The sequence below is a fragment of the Pseudoalteromonas maris genome (genome assembly GCF_049257235.1).
Classification (GTDB): Bacteria; Pseudomonadota; Gammaproteobacteria; order Enterobacterales; family Alteromonadaceae; genus Pseudoalteromonas.
Genome location: NZ_JBMMUF010000002.1, coordinates 291,602 through 310,674, shown reverse-complemented (window position 1 = coordinate 310,674; position 19,073 = coordinate 291,602). Strand labels below are relative to the sequence as shown.

The window sequence follows — 19,073 nt, the reverse complement described above, 5'->3', positions numbered from 1 at the left end:
CTTAATTACAACAAGACGCTTGTCGGCTTGGCCGCGCGCCCATTTTGTTCAATCGCACCAATGCGGACTCTAATAACTGCTGATTGTTCAATGCAGTTGTATTGATAATGTCCATATGCCACTGTGGCATGGCGTTATTGAGGCGATAAAAAACCCATTGTCTGTCTTTGCGAGTACTGACAATTTGTGCATCTTTGAGCACAGCCAAATGACGTGAAATCTTAGGTTGGCTTAACTGAAGTGCACTCACAAATTCACACACGCACAGTTCTTGCTCGTGTGCTATCAGCAAACATATTTGTAGACGGGTATCATCGCTCAGGGCTTTAAATAAAGGCACGCTTGTTACATATGGAATTTCGAATATACACTATGCTACGTCGAGTTGGTTATATATGCAATATCGAATATAGCGGTTAGCCTATACGAATCTGGGCTTCTATCGCTTTTGCTGGCGTAAACGTGATGTGCACTCGCAAACCCTGAGGTTCAAGGTTGTGCAATGTTATTTGCCCTTTTAGGGCGTTACGAACTAGGTTATACACAATGGTTAAACCCAAACCTTTACTGCCCTCTCCTCGCTTGGTTGTCATAAATGGCTCGTAGGCTCTGGCCTTTAACTGCTCATCTAAACCCGGGCCATTATCATCAATAAAGATGTGAATATCATTACTTTGCACGGTTACACGAATCACAATGTTCAATACTTGCCCAGCCACTCGGGCATGATGCAGACAGTTACGTACACAGCAACTGACCACTTGCGAAAACGCGCTTACTGACGCACTGATCTGTAAGTCATCGTCGATATCCAGTGCAATGTTGGTATCCTCTTGGCGTATATCATTGGTGAATGTCATCAAAATACTCTGAATATGATCTTTGACCGCAAATGTCGTGATTTGATTATACTCTTTAAAATCTGCAATCATTTTAAAGTGCTCAATAAGTTGTGCACTGCGATTTAAATTACTCTCTAATAACACCAACGAGCGCTCAGCATTGGCAATGAGATTACTGAGGGTATGTTTACGCAATTTTCCTGCTTGAAAGTCATGTTTAAGTAGTGAGAATTGATCTTTTAGTACGGATTGGCTGGTAATGGCGACGCCAATGGGTGTATTCAGTTCGTGGGCAAAACCACTTACCATACTCCCCAAACTGGCCATTTTCGCCTCCTCAATGAGCTTATCTTGCGCTTCACCTAAGCGCTGTAATAACTCATCGATAAACGCAAAGAGTGAGTCTATGTCTCTGCCCAATCGCGATATTTCGTCATCGCCATGCAGTGCGGTACGAAATGAAAAATCTTCTTCGTGCATAACGCGCGCAATTTGCTCGTGCAATTTTGATAATGACTGTGCGGTGCGCTTGCTAACGAGGTGCAAGAAAAACAACAACATGATTGCCACAGTAGCAACGAGTGTGAGTACCAAGGCATTGGCCAATAAGGCCTCATCCACGCGACTTTGTGTAAATCCTTGAGAAAAACGCTGTAAGCTCAGCTCTATTTTTGCCTCTTGCTCAGACAATTGAGCACGTAACCCTTCATTTGGTGTGGTGCCTAAACGGTTGTACAAAGCAACGACATCTGAAAATATTTGTCCGTATTTATTAACTAAGATTGCGGCATTTTCTACGTTTTGCTCTTTGACCAACACGAGAATGTTATCAAAATGCTGGCGATGCAAATCGAGATAGGTGTCATCAAATCGCAGCAAATAGTCTTTTTCACGACGGCGCATTTCCAAAATTTGCACCACTAATTCTTGATTTTGCTCCTTCGCAGCCAACGTTCTTAAACGGTGTATTTGCGAGCGAAACTCGCCTCTGAGGCCACTGTTTTCATTAAGGCCGAGCGTCTTGATTGCTTCTATTAGAGAGTTGAGTTGGGTGATGTAAGTGCCAAGATTATTCTTAAGATCAGTCACCAGCAGCTTCTCCTCTGCGCTGGTAGATTCATTATCCAGTTGGATTTGATATTGCCAGTAGGATGCAATTTGTTGCTCAAGCGTCGACACAGAAGCCGCATCGCGGTTACTGAGCAGTTCATTTTTGTAAATAACCAGCTTATCAATGGCACGTTGATGCTCATGCACACGCGCCTGCATTTTTGTTAGCGTTCCCAAGCTAAAATACACGTATGTTGTTGCTATTAATAAGCTGAGGACAATGACGACAGAAGTCCCTGTTACCCAAAAAACAAATCGTCTTAAATTCAAGGTGCTAAACCCTATTTCATCTGTACCTAAAAGAATAGTTGGTATCAGTTACAAAGCAATAGATGATCATGTTTAAACGCAAAAAAGCCGCTTAAAAGCGGCTTTTTACAACAACAATGGTTTTACAGGTATTTTGCCAAGTTTTTCACTTGGTCAAGCATACGGTTTGAGAAACCCCATTCATTGTCATACCAAGCCATTACCTTGACAAGCTTACCATCCACCTTTGTTTGCGTTGAGTCAAACACCGAAGACGCTGGGTTGTGGTTAAAGTCGATTGATACCAATGGCAATTCATTGTAATCAAGTACTGCTGACATAGCACCTTCAGCCGCAGCTTTGACCACTTCATTCACTTCTTCAGCAGTGGTATCACGCTTTGCAATAAAGGTTAAATCAACAAGTGATACGTTGATAGTCGGTACGCGAACCGCCATACCGTCTAACTTACCTGCTAGTTCTGGAAGCACTAGGCCAACCGCCTTTGCTGCACCGGTTTTTGTCGGGATCATAGATTGAGTCGCACTACGAGCACGATATAAATCTGAGTGATATACATCAGACAAATTCTGGTCATTCGTGTACGCATGAATGGTTGTCATACTACCTTGTTCGATACCAATAGCATCGTTGAGCGCTTTAGCAACCGGCGCTAAACAGTTCGTTGTACACGATGCGTTTGAAATGATGGTACTTTGTGCGTCTAGTACATCGTCATTCACACCGTGAACAACGGTGGCGTCCATATCAGTACCAGGTGCTGAAACGATTACCTTTTTTGCACCTGCTTCAAGGTGTTTGCCTGCGCTCTCGCGAGATGTGAACAAGCCGGTACATTCAAGAACAATGTCTACACCTAATTCAGCCCATGGAAGATTCGCCGGATCGCGCTCTTGCACCAGTTTAATTTCATCAGAGCCAATTAGCATAACATCATCTTTAAGGCTCACCTTTTGCGAAAACTGACCATGCACTGAGTCAAATTGTGTAAGGTGCGCATTCACGTTGGCTGGCGCTAGGTCGTTAATTGCAACAACTTGGATTTCGTTGTTTTGACCTGATTCATAAAGCGCGCGTAACGTATTGCGACCGATGCGGCCATACCCATTGATTGCTACTTTGATCATCTTCATTTTCCCCATTCGTTACTATAGTTGGCTGGCTTGACGTGCGAGCTGCTCAATAGCTTGCCAGTCCTGATTATCTATCAATGTTTTATCTAGCATCCACGTACCACCCACACACACAACGTTATTTAGGGCAAGGTACTGAGGTGCTGTTTCTAAGCTGATCCCGCCTGTTGGACAGAATTTAACACCCGGCAATGGTCCCCCAATCGACTTAAGCATTGCAGGTCCACCTGCTGCGGCCGCTGGGAAAAACTTCAAAAAAGAGAAGCCACGCTCCGCGAGCCTCATTACTTCGCTTGGCGTGGCCGCTCCGGGCAAGAAAGGGGTATCTGTTTGGCTTGCCAGAGCCAAAAGTTCGTCATTTACACCTGGGCTAACCATAAAGTCAGCTCCACATTCGATTGATGCGTCGAACGTCGCTTTGTCGATAACAGTGCCAGTACCTACATACGCCTGTGGAACTGCCTGTTTCATAATTTTCACAGCTTCGGCTGCTACGGGTGTACGCAACGTGATTTCTAAGGCACGTAAGCCACCGTTGTATAATGCTTTAGCTAAAGGCTCAGCGTCTTCTAGGCGGTCAATAACAACCACGGGTACAACAGGTGCTGACGTTAAAATCTGTTCGATAGACATGATGAATTCCTCAATCCCAGTGCGTTTTATTGTTCGTAGGCTGGTGCAAATGCACTCGCACCTAAATCAGCACTGCTTACTGTATTTCTAAAACCAGCGAACAACTCTCGACCAGTGCCGAATGTCGCGCCTGTGTGAACTATTTCTAAATCGCGCTTCGCCAGCTCTTCATCACTGACGTGTAATTTTAATACACCATTTGGCGCATCAAGAGTGATCAAATCACCTTCATGGATTTTTGCGATAAGGCCACCTTCAACTGCTTCTGGAGCAAGGTGGATAGCCGCTGGAACCTTACCTGAGGCACCAGACATACGACCGTCGGTCACAATGGCTACTTTGTATCCCTGATCCTGCAAGGTAGCCATCACTGGCGTAAGCTTATGCAACTCTGGCATACCCTTAGCTTTAGGGCCTTGCTCTTTGATGACTGCGATAAAATCTTGATTCAGTTCACCGCGACCAAACGCTGCTTGTAAGCTTGCTTGATCAGAAAACACTTTCGCTGGTGCACTGACAACTTGGTGCTCTGGCTGTACCGCAGACACTTTAATAACGGCTTTGCCTAAGTTACCTGTAAGTAACTGCAAGCCACCGCTGCGGTTAAATGGATTATCTGCTGGGCGCAGAACTTCCTCATCATGCGATTTTTCTGCACATGCAACCCACTTCACTTTGCTAGGACCTGTACTGTCAGACACAATCAGGTTTACATCTTTGTCCAAACGCGGTTCAGTGGTGTAGGCTTGTAAACCTTCGCCAAGGATGGTCTTCACATCGTTGTGTAATAAGCCTTTTTCCAACAGTTGCTTCATCAAAAAGCCCATACCACCCGCTGCTTGGAAGTGGTTTACATCCGCTGACCCATTTGGATAGATGCGCGTCAACAGTGGCACTACCTCTGACAAGTCAGACATATCTTTCCACGTCAGTTCTACACCTGCCGCTTTAGCCATTGCCACTAAGTGAATAGCGTGGTTTGTTGAGCCACCGGTAGCAAGCAAGCCAACCAAACCATTGATGATGGTTTTTTCGCTCACAACTTCACACATAGGCACGGCGTCTTTAGTGTCAATCAATTGCTTGAGCATGGTCTCTACTGCATGGGCAGTCAGGCCGTCGCGAAGTTCAGTGTATGGATTAATGAATGAGCTACCAGGTAGATGCAAGCCCATGATTTCCATCAGCATTTGGTTAGAATTTGCGGTACCGTAGAAAGTACATGTGCCAGCACTGTGGTACGATGCGCTTTCTGCTTGTAGTAACTCTTCACGACTCACTAAGCCCTGCGCAAACTTTTGACGAACACGTGCTTTTTCTTTGTTTGGAATACCTGATGGCATCGGACCTGCAGGTAGGAAATAGACCGGTAAATGACCAAATGACAATGCGCCAATCACAAGTCCTGGAACAATTTTGTCACACACGCCAAGACAAAACACACCGTCGAACACGTCGTGTGATAAAGCAACAGCGGTAGACATGGCGATAACGTCACGTGAGAATAGTGATAAGTCCATGCCATCACGGCCTTGAGTTACACCATCACACATCGCAGGAACACCACCTGCAACTTGTGCAGTTGCGTCGAATTTAGTGGCGATTTGCTTAATAAAATCTGGATATTCTTTGTAAGGCACATGCGCTGATAGCATGTCATTGTATGAGTTGATGATAGCGAGGTTTGGTTTTTCGTCGCCGCTTAAGCGGGCTTTATCGTCGCTACTACATGCAGCCATTACATGGGCTAGGTTGCCGCACCCGATCCCCGCGCGAACGCGCTCTTGTGACTTTGCTTCGTTCATTCTGGCTAGGTATGCCTGACGACTTGCTTTACTTCGTTCGATTACTCGTTCGGTCACTTCTTGTATACGCGGATGCAACATAATTCTGCTCTTTCTTGCCGTTAGTGGATAAAAGGCTCAGCACTTCAGTACAGACTCCGACGTACTGAAGTACCGAGCAGCTTTGATTTACCCGTTCAAAGGTACGCTGCCAACTTGTCTCTCACAACCAAGCTGACACCGGTGTCAGGGTCATTAACTCACACCTTTGACACCGGTGTCAACCCTTTCAATAAATTTAGTATAAAAAAATAAAGTTGCGAGTTATTTACGTAATAAAAACAAAAAACCAACACCCAGTAGAACTAAGGTATTGGTTTTAAATAGGCAATTTGGGATTGATAAGTGCTAGCGCTTGGGAGGCGCGGTAGACTCTCTGGTGATAAGTTCTGCTTCTAATGTTATATGAACTGGCTCTTTTGGCTCGTCATCGTCTTGTACATCGGTCGCATTTATTTGTTCAATGAGGTGGCTCACGGCTAAGCGTGTCATCTCCTCAACCGGCTGAGCAATCGTCGTCAAGCCGGGCCAGATGTGACGAGCAATAGGTGCATTATCGAAGCCAGCGATAGAGATATCATCTGGCACCTTGAGGTTCATTTGCGTCGCAGATTTTAGTACCGCTGCCGCCATGTAGTCATTGGACGCAAACACGGCGGTAGGCATAGGATCAAGGTGAAGAATTGTTTCAGCACTGTCTGCACCCGAGTGATAGGAGAAGTTACCCTCTGCAACCAAACGTTCTTGATAGGCAATACTGTTGTCTTCAAGCGCACGTTGATAACCATTAAAACGTTGCTCTGTGGCGCTGTGATCTGGGTGGCCTTTAATAAAGGCGATATCTTTGTGCCCCAACTTGATTAAAAGTTCGGTGATTTCATAGGCACCCTGCTCGTCATTGCTTTTTACTGAAATAGATGGGTCATCGAGTTTCACTGATGCCACGCGCGCAATTGGAATGTGCTTGGCGCGCAAGAAAGCAACAAGGTCTGCATGATCTGAAAACGGTGGTGTTAAAATTAAACCATCTAAACGCGATGTTTGTAATAACTGTTCAATATTCTCTATGAGCGCTTCGCCTCTGAGTTCACACGGGTGGATCAGCAAGTTGAAGCCATGCTCATGACATGCACTCAGCGCCCCACTTTGCAGGCGCGTAATGTAGCTCTTGGATGGATTATCGTATAAACAGCCAATAATAAAGCTGCGATTGCGGGCCAAGCCTCGGGCAATCGGATTGGGAGTATAGTCTAGTTCTTTAAACGCTGTGAGCACTTTCTCACGAGTCGCATCGCTAACATTTGGCTCGTTATTGAGCACTCGTGAGACGGTTTTTTTCGATACACCAGCGTATGCGGCAACACTATTTATAGTTATCTTTTTCATGTTTTGCCGGTTATTCCTTAGTCATTTCCCTGATGGATACACGCTGCTGCACCAATGAAAGGGATATGTTCTTGACGCACTAAAGTCACAGGGATTTGATTGTTATACTGCGACATGACGCCTTTGGCAATAAAACGCTCATTAAATCGACTATTAAGCAATCTGTCTTGCATACGTGGCAAAATGCCTCCACCGATATAAACACCGCCTAATGCACCAAAGCTTAGCGCAATATCACCAGCAACACTGCCTAACCAATCACAAAAATGATTAAGCGTCTGCTCGGCAACGATACATTGCTTGTTTTGCGCCAAAGCGGCAATTTGCGCCGCATCAATATCGGCAACTTCACGCCCCTGCACTTTTGCCATTGCTCTGTATAGGCGAGCAATGCCAGGACCTGCGAATACATTCTCCACAGACACGTGCTGAAGGTCTTCACGCAAAACATTATGCAGCTGACGATCAAGCTCCGTGACTGGCGCTAGGCTAATGTGCCCAGCTTCACAACTCATTACAGCCTGCTTGCCTTGCGAACGAGCCAAACATGCCGCACCGAAACCAGTGCCAGGACCAAACACAGCAATATTAGAATGCGGCTGTGCAATACCTTGCTTTACGCACACATTGTCAGTTTCGTTTAAATACGGAGCCGCATAAGCAAATGCTGCGAAGTCATTAATTACTTCAAGATTTTCAAAACCAAAACGCGCTTTTAAGGTCGAGACATTGAATTGCCAACCTAGATTGGTCAGCATCACTTCTTCGCCTTTAATCGGGCCAGCTACAGCAAGACACGCACGAACAATTTGAGGCAGGTTAATATGAGATAGATAAGCGTCAACAGCGTCTTCAAAAGACTTAAAGTCACAGCTAGGAAAGGTATGCTGATGTTCAATCACAAACGCATTGTCGGTTTTGCAGTAATTTGTGACTAACGCAAAACGAGCATTCGTACCGCCAATATCAGCGACTAAAATTGGTGCAAAATCCATCTTGTTACCTCCAAGTGTACTTGTTGAGCTCATTGTGTTTATTCTCTTTTTGATTTACGCCTTATGTGCTGTTAATCAACAATGGTACAACTTCACTCTGTGATCATTGACTTATTAGGCATAAACTTATTAGTTTAGTTTGCAGTTTGATTTTTCACGCTACTGAAAAAAATGCTGCCCAGGCAGTGGGCAGCCAAACCGTTTTGTGACAACAAAATGATAAAACGCCGACATTATGACACCGGTGTCAGCGTTGAATCAATAAATTTTTTTAAAAACACGACTAATTTATTGCTAATTTGCCTATAAATTTTATCCATAACTCTGAAAATAAAAGATAACATGGCAATTAGAAATTAAGACACTGCGGCACACTACCCCTGCCGCAGTGTCACAATCGCTTTGAGGAAGTAAATGAAAGGTAAAGCCACGTCTTTTGATATCGCCCACTACGCGGGGGTTTCACAGTCGACAGTTTCACGTGCATTGCGTGGCAGCCCTTTGGTCAATGAAGAAACCAGACGTCGTGTGGCGGAAGTGGCTCGCAAGCTCAACTACAAGGTAGATAAAAATGCCAGCAACCTGCGCGCGCAACAAAGCTCTACCCTTGCGGTGTTGTTATTTGAAGACCCTACGACCGACGAATCACAAATTAATCCGTTCTTCTTATCAATGTTGGGATCAATAACTCGGGCATGCGCTAAGGAGGGATATGATTTACTGGTTTCATTTCAATCGTCGAGTAATGACTGGAGCGCAGACTACGCCGACAGCCATCGCGCAGACGGTATTATCCTGCTCGGCTATGGCGACTATGTTGATTACCAAAGTAAATTCCAACGCCTATTAGACAGTGATACAAAGTTTGTCTGTTGGGGAGCCAATGTTGATGGACGCCCTGAGTTAACTGTTAGCTGTAACAACAGCCATGGCGGCGCATTGGTCGCCGATCACTTTATTGAACTGGGACGAAAAGATTGTGCGTTTATTGGCGATGCGTCGCATCACTCTCCAGAGTTCAGTGCCCGTTTTAATGGCTTTGAAGCACGCCTACAAGAACATGGTGCGCACGTCAGTGAACGTAAAATGGCGACTGCTATCTCTACTGAAGAATCAGGCTATCAGGCGACCAAATCACTGCTGGCTAACAACATCACCTTCAATGCGTTATTTGCTGCCAGTGATTTAATAGCAATTGGCGCTATCCGCGCGCTACAAGAGTCAGGTTTGCGTGTTCCTCATGATGTATCTGTTGTCGGCTTTGATGATATCTCAGTCGCACGCTATTGCACCCCACCGCTGTCTACTGTTGCTCAAAACACCACTCTTGCCGGTCAAATGTTAGTGTCAAACTTGCTTAGCCTGATTGCAGATGAAGAGGTTGATGTCCAAAGCGCTGTGTTGCCACCACAACTGATTGTTAGGCAATCGAGTAAATAGTGAATTAAGTTATACTAATAAACTTAAATAGCTAATCATTCTAGCGGGCTAAATATCGTGCTCACGTTGTTAAAATTTTTCTTTGTAGAATAACTACATATAAAAAATTTTGCCTTGTTAGCACATCATTTATCCAGCGCTATTTATGCTCACATATTTATGCTGATCGGTATAATAAAAAAGCCGCTAATGAAAGTTAGCGGCTTTTTTAGATCCATTATTACGCCTCCAATGCGTTATTTTTGCGTTAGCTTTTGCTCAACCAGTGGGTAATGATCCCATACAGCTTTGTCGTTCAAAGAGCGCAATAATTTGACGTATTCTGCGTGCGTCCAAGCCAGAGGTGTTGCTGAGTTAGTGCCTTGGCCCATCTCGTAGCCAAATGGATTCACACCCACACCATCCCACACTTGCTCTGGAAGCATCATGCCCTTATTAGCAAAGCTCTCCATGCCGCGTACATATTGATGTTTGATATCAGCAAATTTTTGCTGCGCAGTTTCACCTGACAGTGATTTCGCTGCGGCAATTTCATAGTGTCCACGTTCGCCCGTAAAGAATGGCCACACCCGACCGCGTTGCCCATCGGTATTAGCGCCACCTTCAGCATAGTTGGTACCGCGAACTTCATCTTCACCATAGCCATCGTTGCCGTAACGTCGCCACCCTGGGAATGATTCGCCTTGGGCATCTTTGAAGGTGTATTTTACGCGCAAATTCTCAGCTAAGGTTTCATCATCATACTCAGGGATTGACGCAACTACTGCATCGCTGTTTGCTGGACGTACACCATAGCGAACCAATTCTAAGAAACCACCATCAAGAATAAGTTTTTTGTCTAGCCCCACTCGGCCATTGTTATCTGCCAGCTTGGTGTCGCCGTTGGTATTATTATCCTGTGCAATACGCACAAAATACTGACCGTCAGCATGCTCGCCTTTCAATGTGCCTTTGGTTGTAAACATCAAAGATTCAACATCTTGGTTGTACTTTTTCGCCACGGCTAAGTAACGATTTGCATTGCTCTCATCACCACTTAATCGTGCGATTTCGGAGGCACTGATCAAACCCGCGATAATTGCTGCGGTTGTTGACGGGGAATATCCCGCCTGCTCTTCCCAGCGTTCTTGCTGTGTCATTGGTGGGGTAATGTGCGTGTCGTTCCAAAGAATTTTCGCCAGGCCACCGTCAACTAAGAAGTCAGCAGCAGGCTTGAGCATGTCACCATACCACTGCGTTAACTCTTCTTTTGATAACACTTGTGCTTGGTAGAGCTTCCACGCCAACATAATTGGCATAGCTGTTTGGTCTAGCTGTACACCTACCCATTCTAACTCGCCATCCACATGAGTCTTTTGCAAAAACCAGCCACTGTCACCTTGGTTTCCAGGCGTGTTGCTGCGCACTTGTACTTTTGGCAAATAATTAAATGCCGCTTTGGCAGTTTCACTGTCACCCATAGCCAAAAACGCCATGGCGACTTGGTAAAAGTCGCGTACCCAAACTGCTTTATAGCCTGTGTGCCCCTTTTCTGCCTTCACTGTGTCACCCCATGGGTTCGACAGTGACGCAATCAACGCACCTGCATGGGTTTTATCTTCCTGCGCTTTGAGTACCAAGGCGCTGGCATTTAATAGCTTGCCATTATCCGCAGAAGCTGAATATAACTGGTCTATGCTTAGGCTTTGAAGGTAATCTTGCCAACCAATATGCTCCCCCTCACCATTGAAGTGCGAGAGCACCTGCTCGTAGCCTTTAGCAAGTGTTTTTTGTCCTTCATCAATAGCTTGGCGCTCAGTTTCACCATAGCTCAGCACTAAATCAAACTCGCTGTCTTTACCTATATCGCCAAGCGTTGCACTGAAAGTGACATTACCGGTTTGCTCACCTGTGCTGTTGTACGCAGTGAACGTTCCGTCTTTTGTTAACTGAGTTAGGCGGTCACTTGCACCAAAGAAACCCACCGAAGGTTGCATCAGCGCTTTGTTACTTTGCAACGCTAGATGATGCTTTGCAGCACTTGATGCGACCAGCGCACTGCCAGACACTTTTGCACTGTCATTCAAACCATCATTGTTTACATACGGGTTAACCTGAACATGTGCCGTGAGACCTGGTTGATTTGCCTCAAAGCGCACTCTCACCATCAGAGATTGTGCATCAGGGTCGGTAAATACATCTTTTATGATACTAAATCGGCCTTGCTCATCTTCACTTGTGACACGATAAGCTAGCGATTGCGGGCGACCTTGTTCATCGGTATCGATGTATTCAACGGTGTTTTTTAATCCTTGTTGTTCAGCAACAACAAAATCAGGCCCAGTAACGATAAATTGCATGTCGCGAATTTGCGCTTGGTGAATAAGCCCGAACATGGTTTCCGTGATCATCCCTTTAGCCAGTGAGAACCACACCTTAGATACGGTACCTGTCGTGCTCGTATCTGAATAAACACCTTGGCTATAACTTTCATAAGATGTACCAATGCCCGTTTTACCTGAATACGCCCAATATGGCGTTGACCCAGGAGCACCCGGTGCGATTACCTCATTTGCACTTTGCTCAGCACTGTTACAGCCCACTAACCCTGCTGCTATCATTGCTGCTGCAAGAGTGTTTAATCCTTTCATGATGTTCCCCTAATTAATTCAATAGTTTTACACGACTTACCGCTATGGCACCGAGCACAAAAGACACACCACCAATCACTAATGCGTAAATAGGCTGATTGGCGAATACGTGTTTGAGAATAAGGCCCAAGATACTGGCAGCAAGTAGCTGTGGAATAACGATAAAGAAATTAAATATGCCCATATACACACCCATTTTCGCACTTGCGAGCGACGTCGAGAGCATGGCATAAGGCAAAGACAAAATAGACGCCCACGCAAAGCCGATGCCGACCATTGGCAGCATTAGCCACCTTGGGTCGCTAATAAATAGGAAGCTAACAAGGGCTCCCGCACCCAAAATCAAGTTAAGTGCGTGCGCAACTCGAATACCGAGACGCCTCACCATGATTGGAATAATCAACGCTGCGAGTGCGGCAAAACCATTATATGCAGCAAACAACACGCCCACCCAATCGGCGCCATCATTGTATGCCTTTGATGTCACATCCAAAGTACCGTAGTGAAAGCTTGTTACCGCTGCGGTGGTGTATATCCACATTGCAAATAAAGAAAACCAACTAAAAAACTGCACCCATGCCAACTGACGCATGGTATTTGGCATAGTGAAAACGTCATAGACCACAGAATAAAAGCCATTGTTGGTGAAGTTTTTGCCTTGCTGCCACATTGCTACAGCTTGCAAAAGTGCAAATGCAACTAAGCCTGCGCCCAATAAATACAGCTCTTTCTCTAAAGAAAATCCGCTAACAATGGCAATAATTGCAATACCTATGGCACCACTTATGGTCATGGTGCGGCCAAAGTTGATGGGCGCTGTTTGTGTGTTTTGTGAATCCTGCTCTTGTACGCCATCAAATTGCGCCAATTGTTCTGGAGTGTATTCTTTTGTGGTAAACACCGTCCACATCACACACACAAGCAAGAATGCACCACCCATATAAAATGCATACTGAACTGACTGTGGGATCACCCCAGGTGCTGCGGTATTACTGACATCAAACCAGTTTGCTAACATCCAAGGCAAACTAGAAGCCACCACTGCACCGACGCCGATAAAGAAGCTTTGCAAAGAATATCCCAGTGCACGCTGTTTGTTGGGCAGGTTATCCCCCACCAACGCTCTAAACGGCTCCATTGTGACGTTTATAGAAGCATCCATGATCCACAGCATACCTGCGGCTACCCACAATGTTGGCGAGTTTGGCATGATAAACAAGGCTGCCGTAGTAACAATGGCCCCGTAGAAGAAGTACGGACGGCGACGCCCTAATCGGCCCCACGTATTATCACTCATATAACCAATAATAGGCTGTATAATTAAGCCTGTTAAAGGCGCTGCGACCCACAAAATAGGAATATCATCGATATTCGCGCCCAAGGTTTGGAAAATACGGCTCACATTAGCGTTTTGCAACGCAAAACCAAACTGAATGCCCATAAACCCAAAGCACATATTCCATATTTGCCAGAAACTTAGATTCGGTCTTTCATTATTCATTGTTATTAACTCCCAACATGACCACACTGACCCCTTGATAAGGCAAATTTAGTGTCATTGTGTGTTCGTGAAATTGTGGTTGTTCACCAAGTAATACTGTGCCTGCGTAGGCATGTTTAACATTTACAGCTACTGTGGTGGCGTGCGGTGCAAAATTAGCAACTACAACAATGCGTTGTTCACCAAGTTGACGGGCGAAACTGATCACCTGTTCAGGCGCTGAATTATCAAGTTCAATAAATTGACCGCCAACAACGCTTGGCAAGGTGTTTAATTGCATCAGGGCAGTATAAAACGCTCGTAAATTACGCTGCTCATCACTGAGCTGGCCGCCGTCAAATTTGCCGTCATTCATCCACGCCTGATGAGCTGGCACGCCAATGTAATCAAAAATACTGGTACGCGTTGGGTCTCCAAAGCCTGGCTCTTCAGAGCCATCTTCGCCCACCGTTTGGCCAAAATAAATCATCGTTGGCGAGCGCCCGACCAGTGTTGAAACGGTCATCGCAGGCTTACCCCAGTTCATGTCAGCAGCAAACTCTGCACTAGCTAGTCGTTGTTCATCATGATTTTCGAGGAAGTGCAGCATGTGTTGCTCAATATCTAACACCTGCTTGTGGGTGTTCAACGCCTCTGTTGCGGGTAATTTGCCTTGTATAACGCCTTTTAGTGCGTCATAAAAACCAACTTTATCGTACAGGTAATCCATCTTTCCTTTATGAATATAAGGGCGATACAAAGACGGGTTATACACTTCTGCTAACAAAAATGCGTCAGGGTTGGCCATTTTGATAGCAGAATTTAGAAAACTCCAAAACTCAACTGGCACCATTTCAGCCATATCATAGCGAAAACCATCGACCCCTTTACTCAACCAATACTGGGTAATATCTCGAAACTTGTACCAACTATCTGGCAAGTCTTTGTCTTGCCAAAATTCATAATGAGCTTGGTATCCAAGATGCTCATAATTCTCTGGTAAGCGCGGGAAGTCATAGCTACCGTCGGGTTTTACGCCATAATTTACTTTAACGGTCTCGTACCAATCATTAATGTCTGGTTGCGCAGTACGCGCTCCGTTGCCTGTCCATTTAGCAGGACTTTCTGCAAACTTTCCATCTGCAAGAGGATGCGCATCCCCGCCTAAAACTTGGTAGTTCTCGTCGCTTGGAACGACAAAATCCTCGCCAACAACATAGTAAAAATTATTATCTCGTTTATATTCAACCGAGGTGTCATCATTGGCACCGAAGTCCTGTACACCTTCTGGTTTGCTTAACGATTGATAATCACGGGCGACATGGTTTGGGACAATATCAATGACCACTTTCATACCATGTTTGTGTGTGCGATCGATGAGCGCTTCAAATTCACTGAGGCGATCTGCTGGCTTTGATGCGAGGTCAGGATTAACGTTGTAATAGTCTTTTATCGCATAGGGTGAGCCAGCACGCCCTTTGACAACATCAGGGTCATCACCGGGCAAATCAAAATCACTGTAATCGGTCACAGTCGCGTGGTGTAGAACGCCAGTATACCAAATATGGGTGACCCCCAACTCCTTGATCCCCTTGAGCGCTGCGTCATTGAAATCAGCAAATTTACCCACCCCATTTTGCTGCATCGTGCCCCACGGTTCATTGGTGGTGTTGGTGTTGCCAAAAAGACGAGTGAATACCTGATACACAACAGGCTTTTGTGTATGCGCTGATACCGCAGGCAGTTGCTCTACTTGCTGCTCAGATGATGTTGCAGGCGGCGTTGATTTGTCACCACAGGCGCTCAACGTAACGCTCAGTGACATCGCTACTAAAGATATTTTCAACGTGTTGTTTAACATTTGGTCACTTACTTTATTCTTTTATTATCACAAAAATACTACGTGCTCTTGTGCCAGTTGGGTATGGCGTGCATACGTATTCACATCATTGCAGCGCCAATATAAGCGCTTGTTCAGCTGGCACTTGAAGTTGCGCTTTGAGTTCAACTTTAGTGTTGCCCATAAGATTGGTTGCCCACTGCGCTTGGCCAATGGCCTGCGCATAGCGTTTGAGATCAATCGTTCGTGCTTTGCCTTTATTTAACACCACTAACACTTTTTGCTGCTCGTATTCACGCACATACACATAGATGTCTTCGTCTGGCACAAAATGCATCAACGATCCACGCCTCAAAGCGGGATGCGCTTTACGGATGCGCAACAAGGTGCGCACGTATGCTTGCATTTGCACTTGCTCAGGCAATAACCCTTTACCTGTTCGTGCATCGTGTTGATGGTCTTCAAAACCACCTGGGAACTCTATTCTAATGTCGCCGTGTTCATTCGATGGCGTGTTGTTGAGTAATATCTCCGTGCCATAATACACCTGAGGTATACCTCGGGTGGTCAAAATCAACGCCATAGCCAATTTAGTCTTTTTAACGCTTTGTCCAAGCTGTGAATAAATGCGGCTCATATCATGGTTATCTGCAAAGATAAGTAACGACTGAGGGTTGGCATACATGAAATCATTCCCTAGGCTTTGATACACATGCGCCCACCCTGTATGCCAGCCAGCGGGTTCATTTAATGCTTTCACCAATGCACTTTGTAATGGGAAGTCCATCATGGATTTGATATGACTTTCATAGCCATCCATATTCTTTTTGCCACTCTGCCAGTAGGCAACAATCCCCGCGTTTTCGGTCCACTCTTCACCCACCATATTGAACTGCGGGTATTCATCCATGACGGCTTGGCTCCAGCGCGCCATAAATGCCTTATCTGAATAAGAGTTGGTGTCGATACGAATACCACTGAGCCCTGCAAACTCAACCCACCAAATACTATTTTGAATCAGGTAGGTACTCAGCTCAGGAATGCGCTGATTGAGATCTGGCATACTTGGCACAAACCACGCATCATTGAAATGAAAACGGTCAATGTCACTGACATGGGGGTCCATGACCGTTTGGCGGCGATGATTGTTTGCGACAAACTCACCATTATTATTAATCCAATCACTACTGGGCAAATCACTCATCCATGGATGATTTACGCCGATATGATTAGGCACCATATCCATAATCACACCCATGTCTCTGGCATTTGCCTGCGCAACAAACTCTTGGTATTGCTCATTGGTGCCCATGCGCGGGTCGATTCGGTATAGATCTGTCATGGCATAACCATGGTAAGACCCTTGTTCCATATTGTTTTCTCGTGCTGGCGTTAACCAAATTTGGGTAAACCCCATGTCCTTAATATAATCAAGCCGCTCAACAATGCCCTGAAGGTCGCCACCTCGACGCCCATCTCTGGCATCGCGCTTTACGGTCTCGACCATGTCTGGGTGGTTATCATTGCTGCTGTCGCCATTGGCGAACCTATCAGGATTAATTAAATACACCACATCATTGCTATCAAAACCACGGCGCATTGCACTTCCTTGCTTGCGCTCCTTTAAATCGAATGTAAAGGTATGTGCATGGTTGCTTTTAAAATTCAATGTACCCGCTTGAGCCTTATCACTGATCGTCAGTGTTAAAAATACATAGTTCGGGCTTTGCAGATGGTGCACTCGGGTCAGTTCAACACCTTCATAAGGCACAAGCTGCCAATCTGAATTAGCAACGTCACGCTCATGGACCATTAACTGTACCACTGGGTTGTTCATACCAACCCACCAATGTGTTGGCGCTACGTCCAATGCACAAACAGGATGCATAAGCAGGCTTAGAGCAATAATTAAGGCGCGCATCAGTGTCTCATCTTCGCAATATAGTCTTGGTGCGTTGGCATACCCGAGACTGTTTTATCTATTAACGTGCTTAAACTGCTGAGTAACTCTTGGCGTTGAGTATCACTAAACTGCTCAGCTAATGGGTGGCGCTGTGTTGGCCAACAGTTTTGACCTAACATCACCTGCTGCCATGCTATTTCAGTAAAGAGCTCATCTTGGTGTCTAAACACCATGCCTGTATCTTTAAACAGCGCTATTTTGTGTGCGAGCGATTCGGGGATGTCCATGTTTTGGCAATGACGCCAAAAATCGCTGTCGTCACGCTGATTTAATACGTAATGAAGAATGATGAAATCACGAATTTGCGTCATCTCTGTACTGAACTGATCATTAAACGATCTGACTGTGGAGTCACAAATTCCGGTGTGTGGGAAGTGCTTAATTAAGCGAATAATGGCTGTTTGAATAAGGTGGATGCTGGTTGACTCTAATGGCTCGAGAAAACCACTGCTCAAGCCTATTGCAACAACATTGTTTTGCCATTGTTTACGGCGCTGCCCAGTTCTAAATTTAATTACTCGTGGCTCGTTAATAGCTGTCCCAGGGATAGTATCGAGTAAGGTCGCTTTTGCTTGCTCATCACTCATATAACGAGAACAATAAACCAAGCCATTGCCCATACGGTGCTGCAATGGTATTTGCCACTGCCACCCACTCGAGTGCGCAATTGAGCGGGTGTAGGGTATCGGCTGGTAGTCTTGTGGTAGCTCACTTTGTACTGCTACAGCGCTGTCGCATGGCAGCCAATGACTCCAGTCTTCAAAACCAACACCCAAAGTTTGTTCAATTAATAGTGCCCGTAACCCGCTGCAATCAATAAATAAGTCGCCTGCGATTTGCTCACCTGAATCAAGATTCAAACTTGTTATATCACCGTTGGGAGCTCGCTCTATGCTATCAACTTTGGCATCAACACGGGTCACGCCCATATGCTGCGCGCGCTCTGCTAACAGCTGAGCATACAATGACGCATCAAAATGATAGGCATGTTCAGTGCCTGGAAGCTGTGTACCTGTGAGATTTTTTGTTGGCGCAAAACGCCCAGCTTTAGCGGCTTTGTGATTAAGAGAATAATCCCACAAAGACTGTGCCTCACCCGCTTCTTTCGCGGCATGATAAATATGGTGGAATTCACAAAAAGGAAAGGCTTTACCGATATTGCCAAATGCATGCATGTAGCTTTCACCAATTTGCCCCCAGTTTTCAAACTCGATACCCAGTTTAATGGTGGCATTGGTGCGCGTAATCATGGTTTTTTCATCGATACCCAACGCATTATTAAATGCTTTAATTGGCGGTATGGTCGCTTCACCTACGCCAACAGTACCGATACTTGAGGATTCAATCAGGGTGATAGTGATACGTGAACCCAGTAACTTGGCCATCAGTGCAGCGCTTAGCCACCCTGCTGTGCCTCCGCCTAGGATAACCACATTTTTTACTTCAGACATCCGCTACTCCTGTGAAAAAGCCCTTGAAATATCAAGGGCTTTTGTTACTTCAATTA

At 45.5% G+C, this 19,073-nt stretch carries 13 protein-coding genes; 1 reads left to right on the top strand and 12 read right to left on the bottom strand.

Annotation, left to right across the window (positions count from 1 at the left end):
* Nucleotide 1: 1 nt before the first annotated feature.
* From AAEU32_RS04395 to glk, 7 genes are all read right to left on the bottom strand, one after another.
* A complete protein-coding gene (locus AAEU32_RS04395) occupies nucleotides 2–358 on the bottom strand; it encodes a metalloregulator ArsR/SmtB family transcription factor (protein ID WP_421969415.1) in 357 nt (118 codons plus the stop codon).
* 58 nt (nucleotides 359–416) lie between these two features.
* Nucleotides 417–2,111, bottom strand: a complete 1,695-nt coding sequence (locus AAEU32_RS04390) for a sensor histidine kinase (RefSeq protein WP_421969306.1) — start codon at nucleotides 2,109–2,111, stop codon at nucleotides 417–419.
* A gap of 233 nt (nucleotides 2,112–2,344) precedes the next feature.
* Nucleotides 2,345–3,349, bottom strand: coding sequence for a type I glyceraldehyde-3-phosphate dehydrogenase (gene gap / locus AAEU32_RS04385; protein WP_421969305.1), 1,005 nt, complete (start codon nucleotides 3,347–3,349; stop codon nucleotides 2,345–2,347).
* Between the two features lie 21 nt (nucleotides 3,350–3,370).
* Nucleotides 3,371–3,988, bottom strand: coding sequence for a bifunctional 4-hydroxy-2-oxoglutarate aldolase/2-dehydro-3-deoxy-phosphogluconate aldolase (gene eda, locus AAEU32_RS04380; protein WP_421969304.1), 618 nt, complete (start codon nucleotides 3,986–3,988; stop codon nucleotides 3,371–3,373).
* Between the two features lie 26 nt (nucleotides 3,989–4,014).
* Entirely contained in the window at nucleotides 4,015–5,874 is a 1,860-nt protein-coding gene (gene edd, locus AAEU32_RS04375) for a phosphogluconate dehydratase (RefSeq protein WP_421969303.1), read from the bottom strand.
* A 306-nt stretch (nucleotides 5,875–6,180) separates the two neighbouring features.
* Nucleotides 6,181–7,218 (bottom strand): LacI family DNA-binding transcriptional regulator, encoded by a 1,038-nt coding sequence (locus AAEU32_RS04370; protein WP_421969302.1) that lies wholly within the window; start codon nucleotides 7,216–7,218, stop codon nucleotides 6,181–6,183.
* Nucleotides 7,219–7,235: 17 nt separating this feature from the next.
* Nucleotides 7,236–8,213: a glucokinase gene (gene glk / locus AAEU32_RS04365; protein ID WP_421969301.1), complete on the bottom strand. Its 978-nt coding sequence runs from the start codon at nucleotides 8,211–8,213 to the stop codon at nucleotides 7,236–7,238.
* Nucleotides 8,214–8,627: 414 nt separating this feature from the next.
* Between glk and AAEU32_RS04360 the strand changes: the two genes are divergently transcribed.
* Nucleotides 8,628–9,653 carry a LacI family DNA-binding transcriptional regulator gene (locus tag AAEU32_RS04360; protein WP_421969300.1) on the top strand — a complete coding sequence of 342 codons (1,026 nt, stop codon included), beginning with the start codon at nucleotides 8,628–8,630 and terminating at the stop codon, nucleotides 9,651–9,653.
* 236 nt (nucleotides 9,654–9,889) lie between these two features.
* Here the strand turns inward: AAEU32_RS04360 and AAEU32_RS04355 are convergent, their stop codons facing one another.
* The 5 genes from AAEU32_RS04355 to AAEU32_RS04335 form a co-directional block, all read right to left on the bottom strand.
* A complete protein-coding gene (locus AAEU32_RS04355) occupies nucleotides 9,890–12,283 on the bottom strand; it encodes a glycoside hydrolase family 15 protein (protein ID WP_421969299.1) in 2,394 nt (797 codons plus the stop codon).
* A gap of 13 nt (nucleotides 12,284–12,296) precedes the next feature.
* Nucleotides 12,297–13,784 carry an MFS transporter gene (locus AAEU32_RS04350; protein ID WP_421969298.1) on the bottom strand — a complete coding sequence of 496 codons (1,488 nt, stop codon included), beginning with the start codon at nucleotides 13,782–13,784 and terminating at the stop codon, nucleotides 12,297–12,299.
* A complete protein-coding gene (locus AAEU32_RS04345) occupies nucleotides 13,777–15,588 on the bottom strand; it encodes an alpha-amylase family glycosyl hydrolase (RefSeq protein ID WP_421969414.1) in 1,812 nt (603 codons plus the stop codon). Before AAEU32_RS04345 ends, AAEU32_RS04350 begins: the two co-directional genes overlap by 8 nt.
* A gap of 121 nt (nucleotides 15,589–15,709) precedes the next feature.
* Entirely contained in the window at nucleotides 15,710–17,524 is a 1,815-nt protein-coding gene (locus AAEU32_RS04340) for a glycoside hydrolase family 13 protein (protein ID WP_421969297.1), read from the bottom strand.
* Nucleotides 17,524–19,017: a tryptophan halogenase family protein gene (locus AAEU32_RS04335; RefSeq protein WP_421969296.1), complete on the bottom strand. Its 1,494-nt coding sequence runs from the start codon at nucleotides 19,015–19,017 to the stop codon at nucleotides 17,524–17,526. Before AAEU32_RS04335 ends, AAEU32_RS04340 begins: the two co-directional genes overlap by 1 nt.
* Nucleotides 19,018–19,073 lie beyond the last annotated feature (56 nt).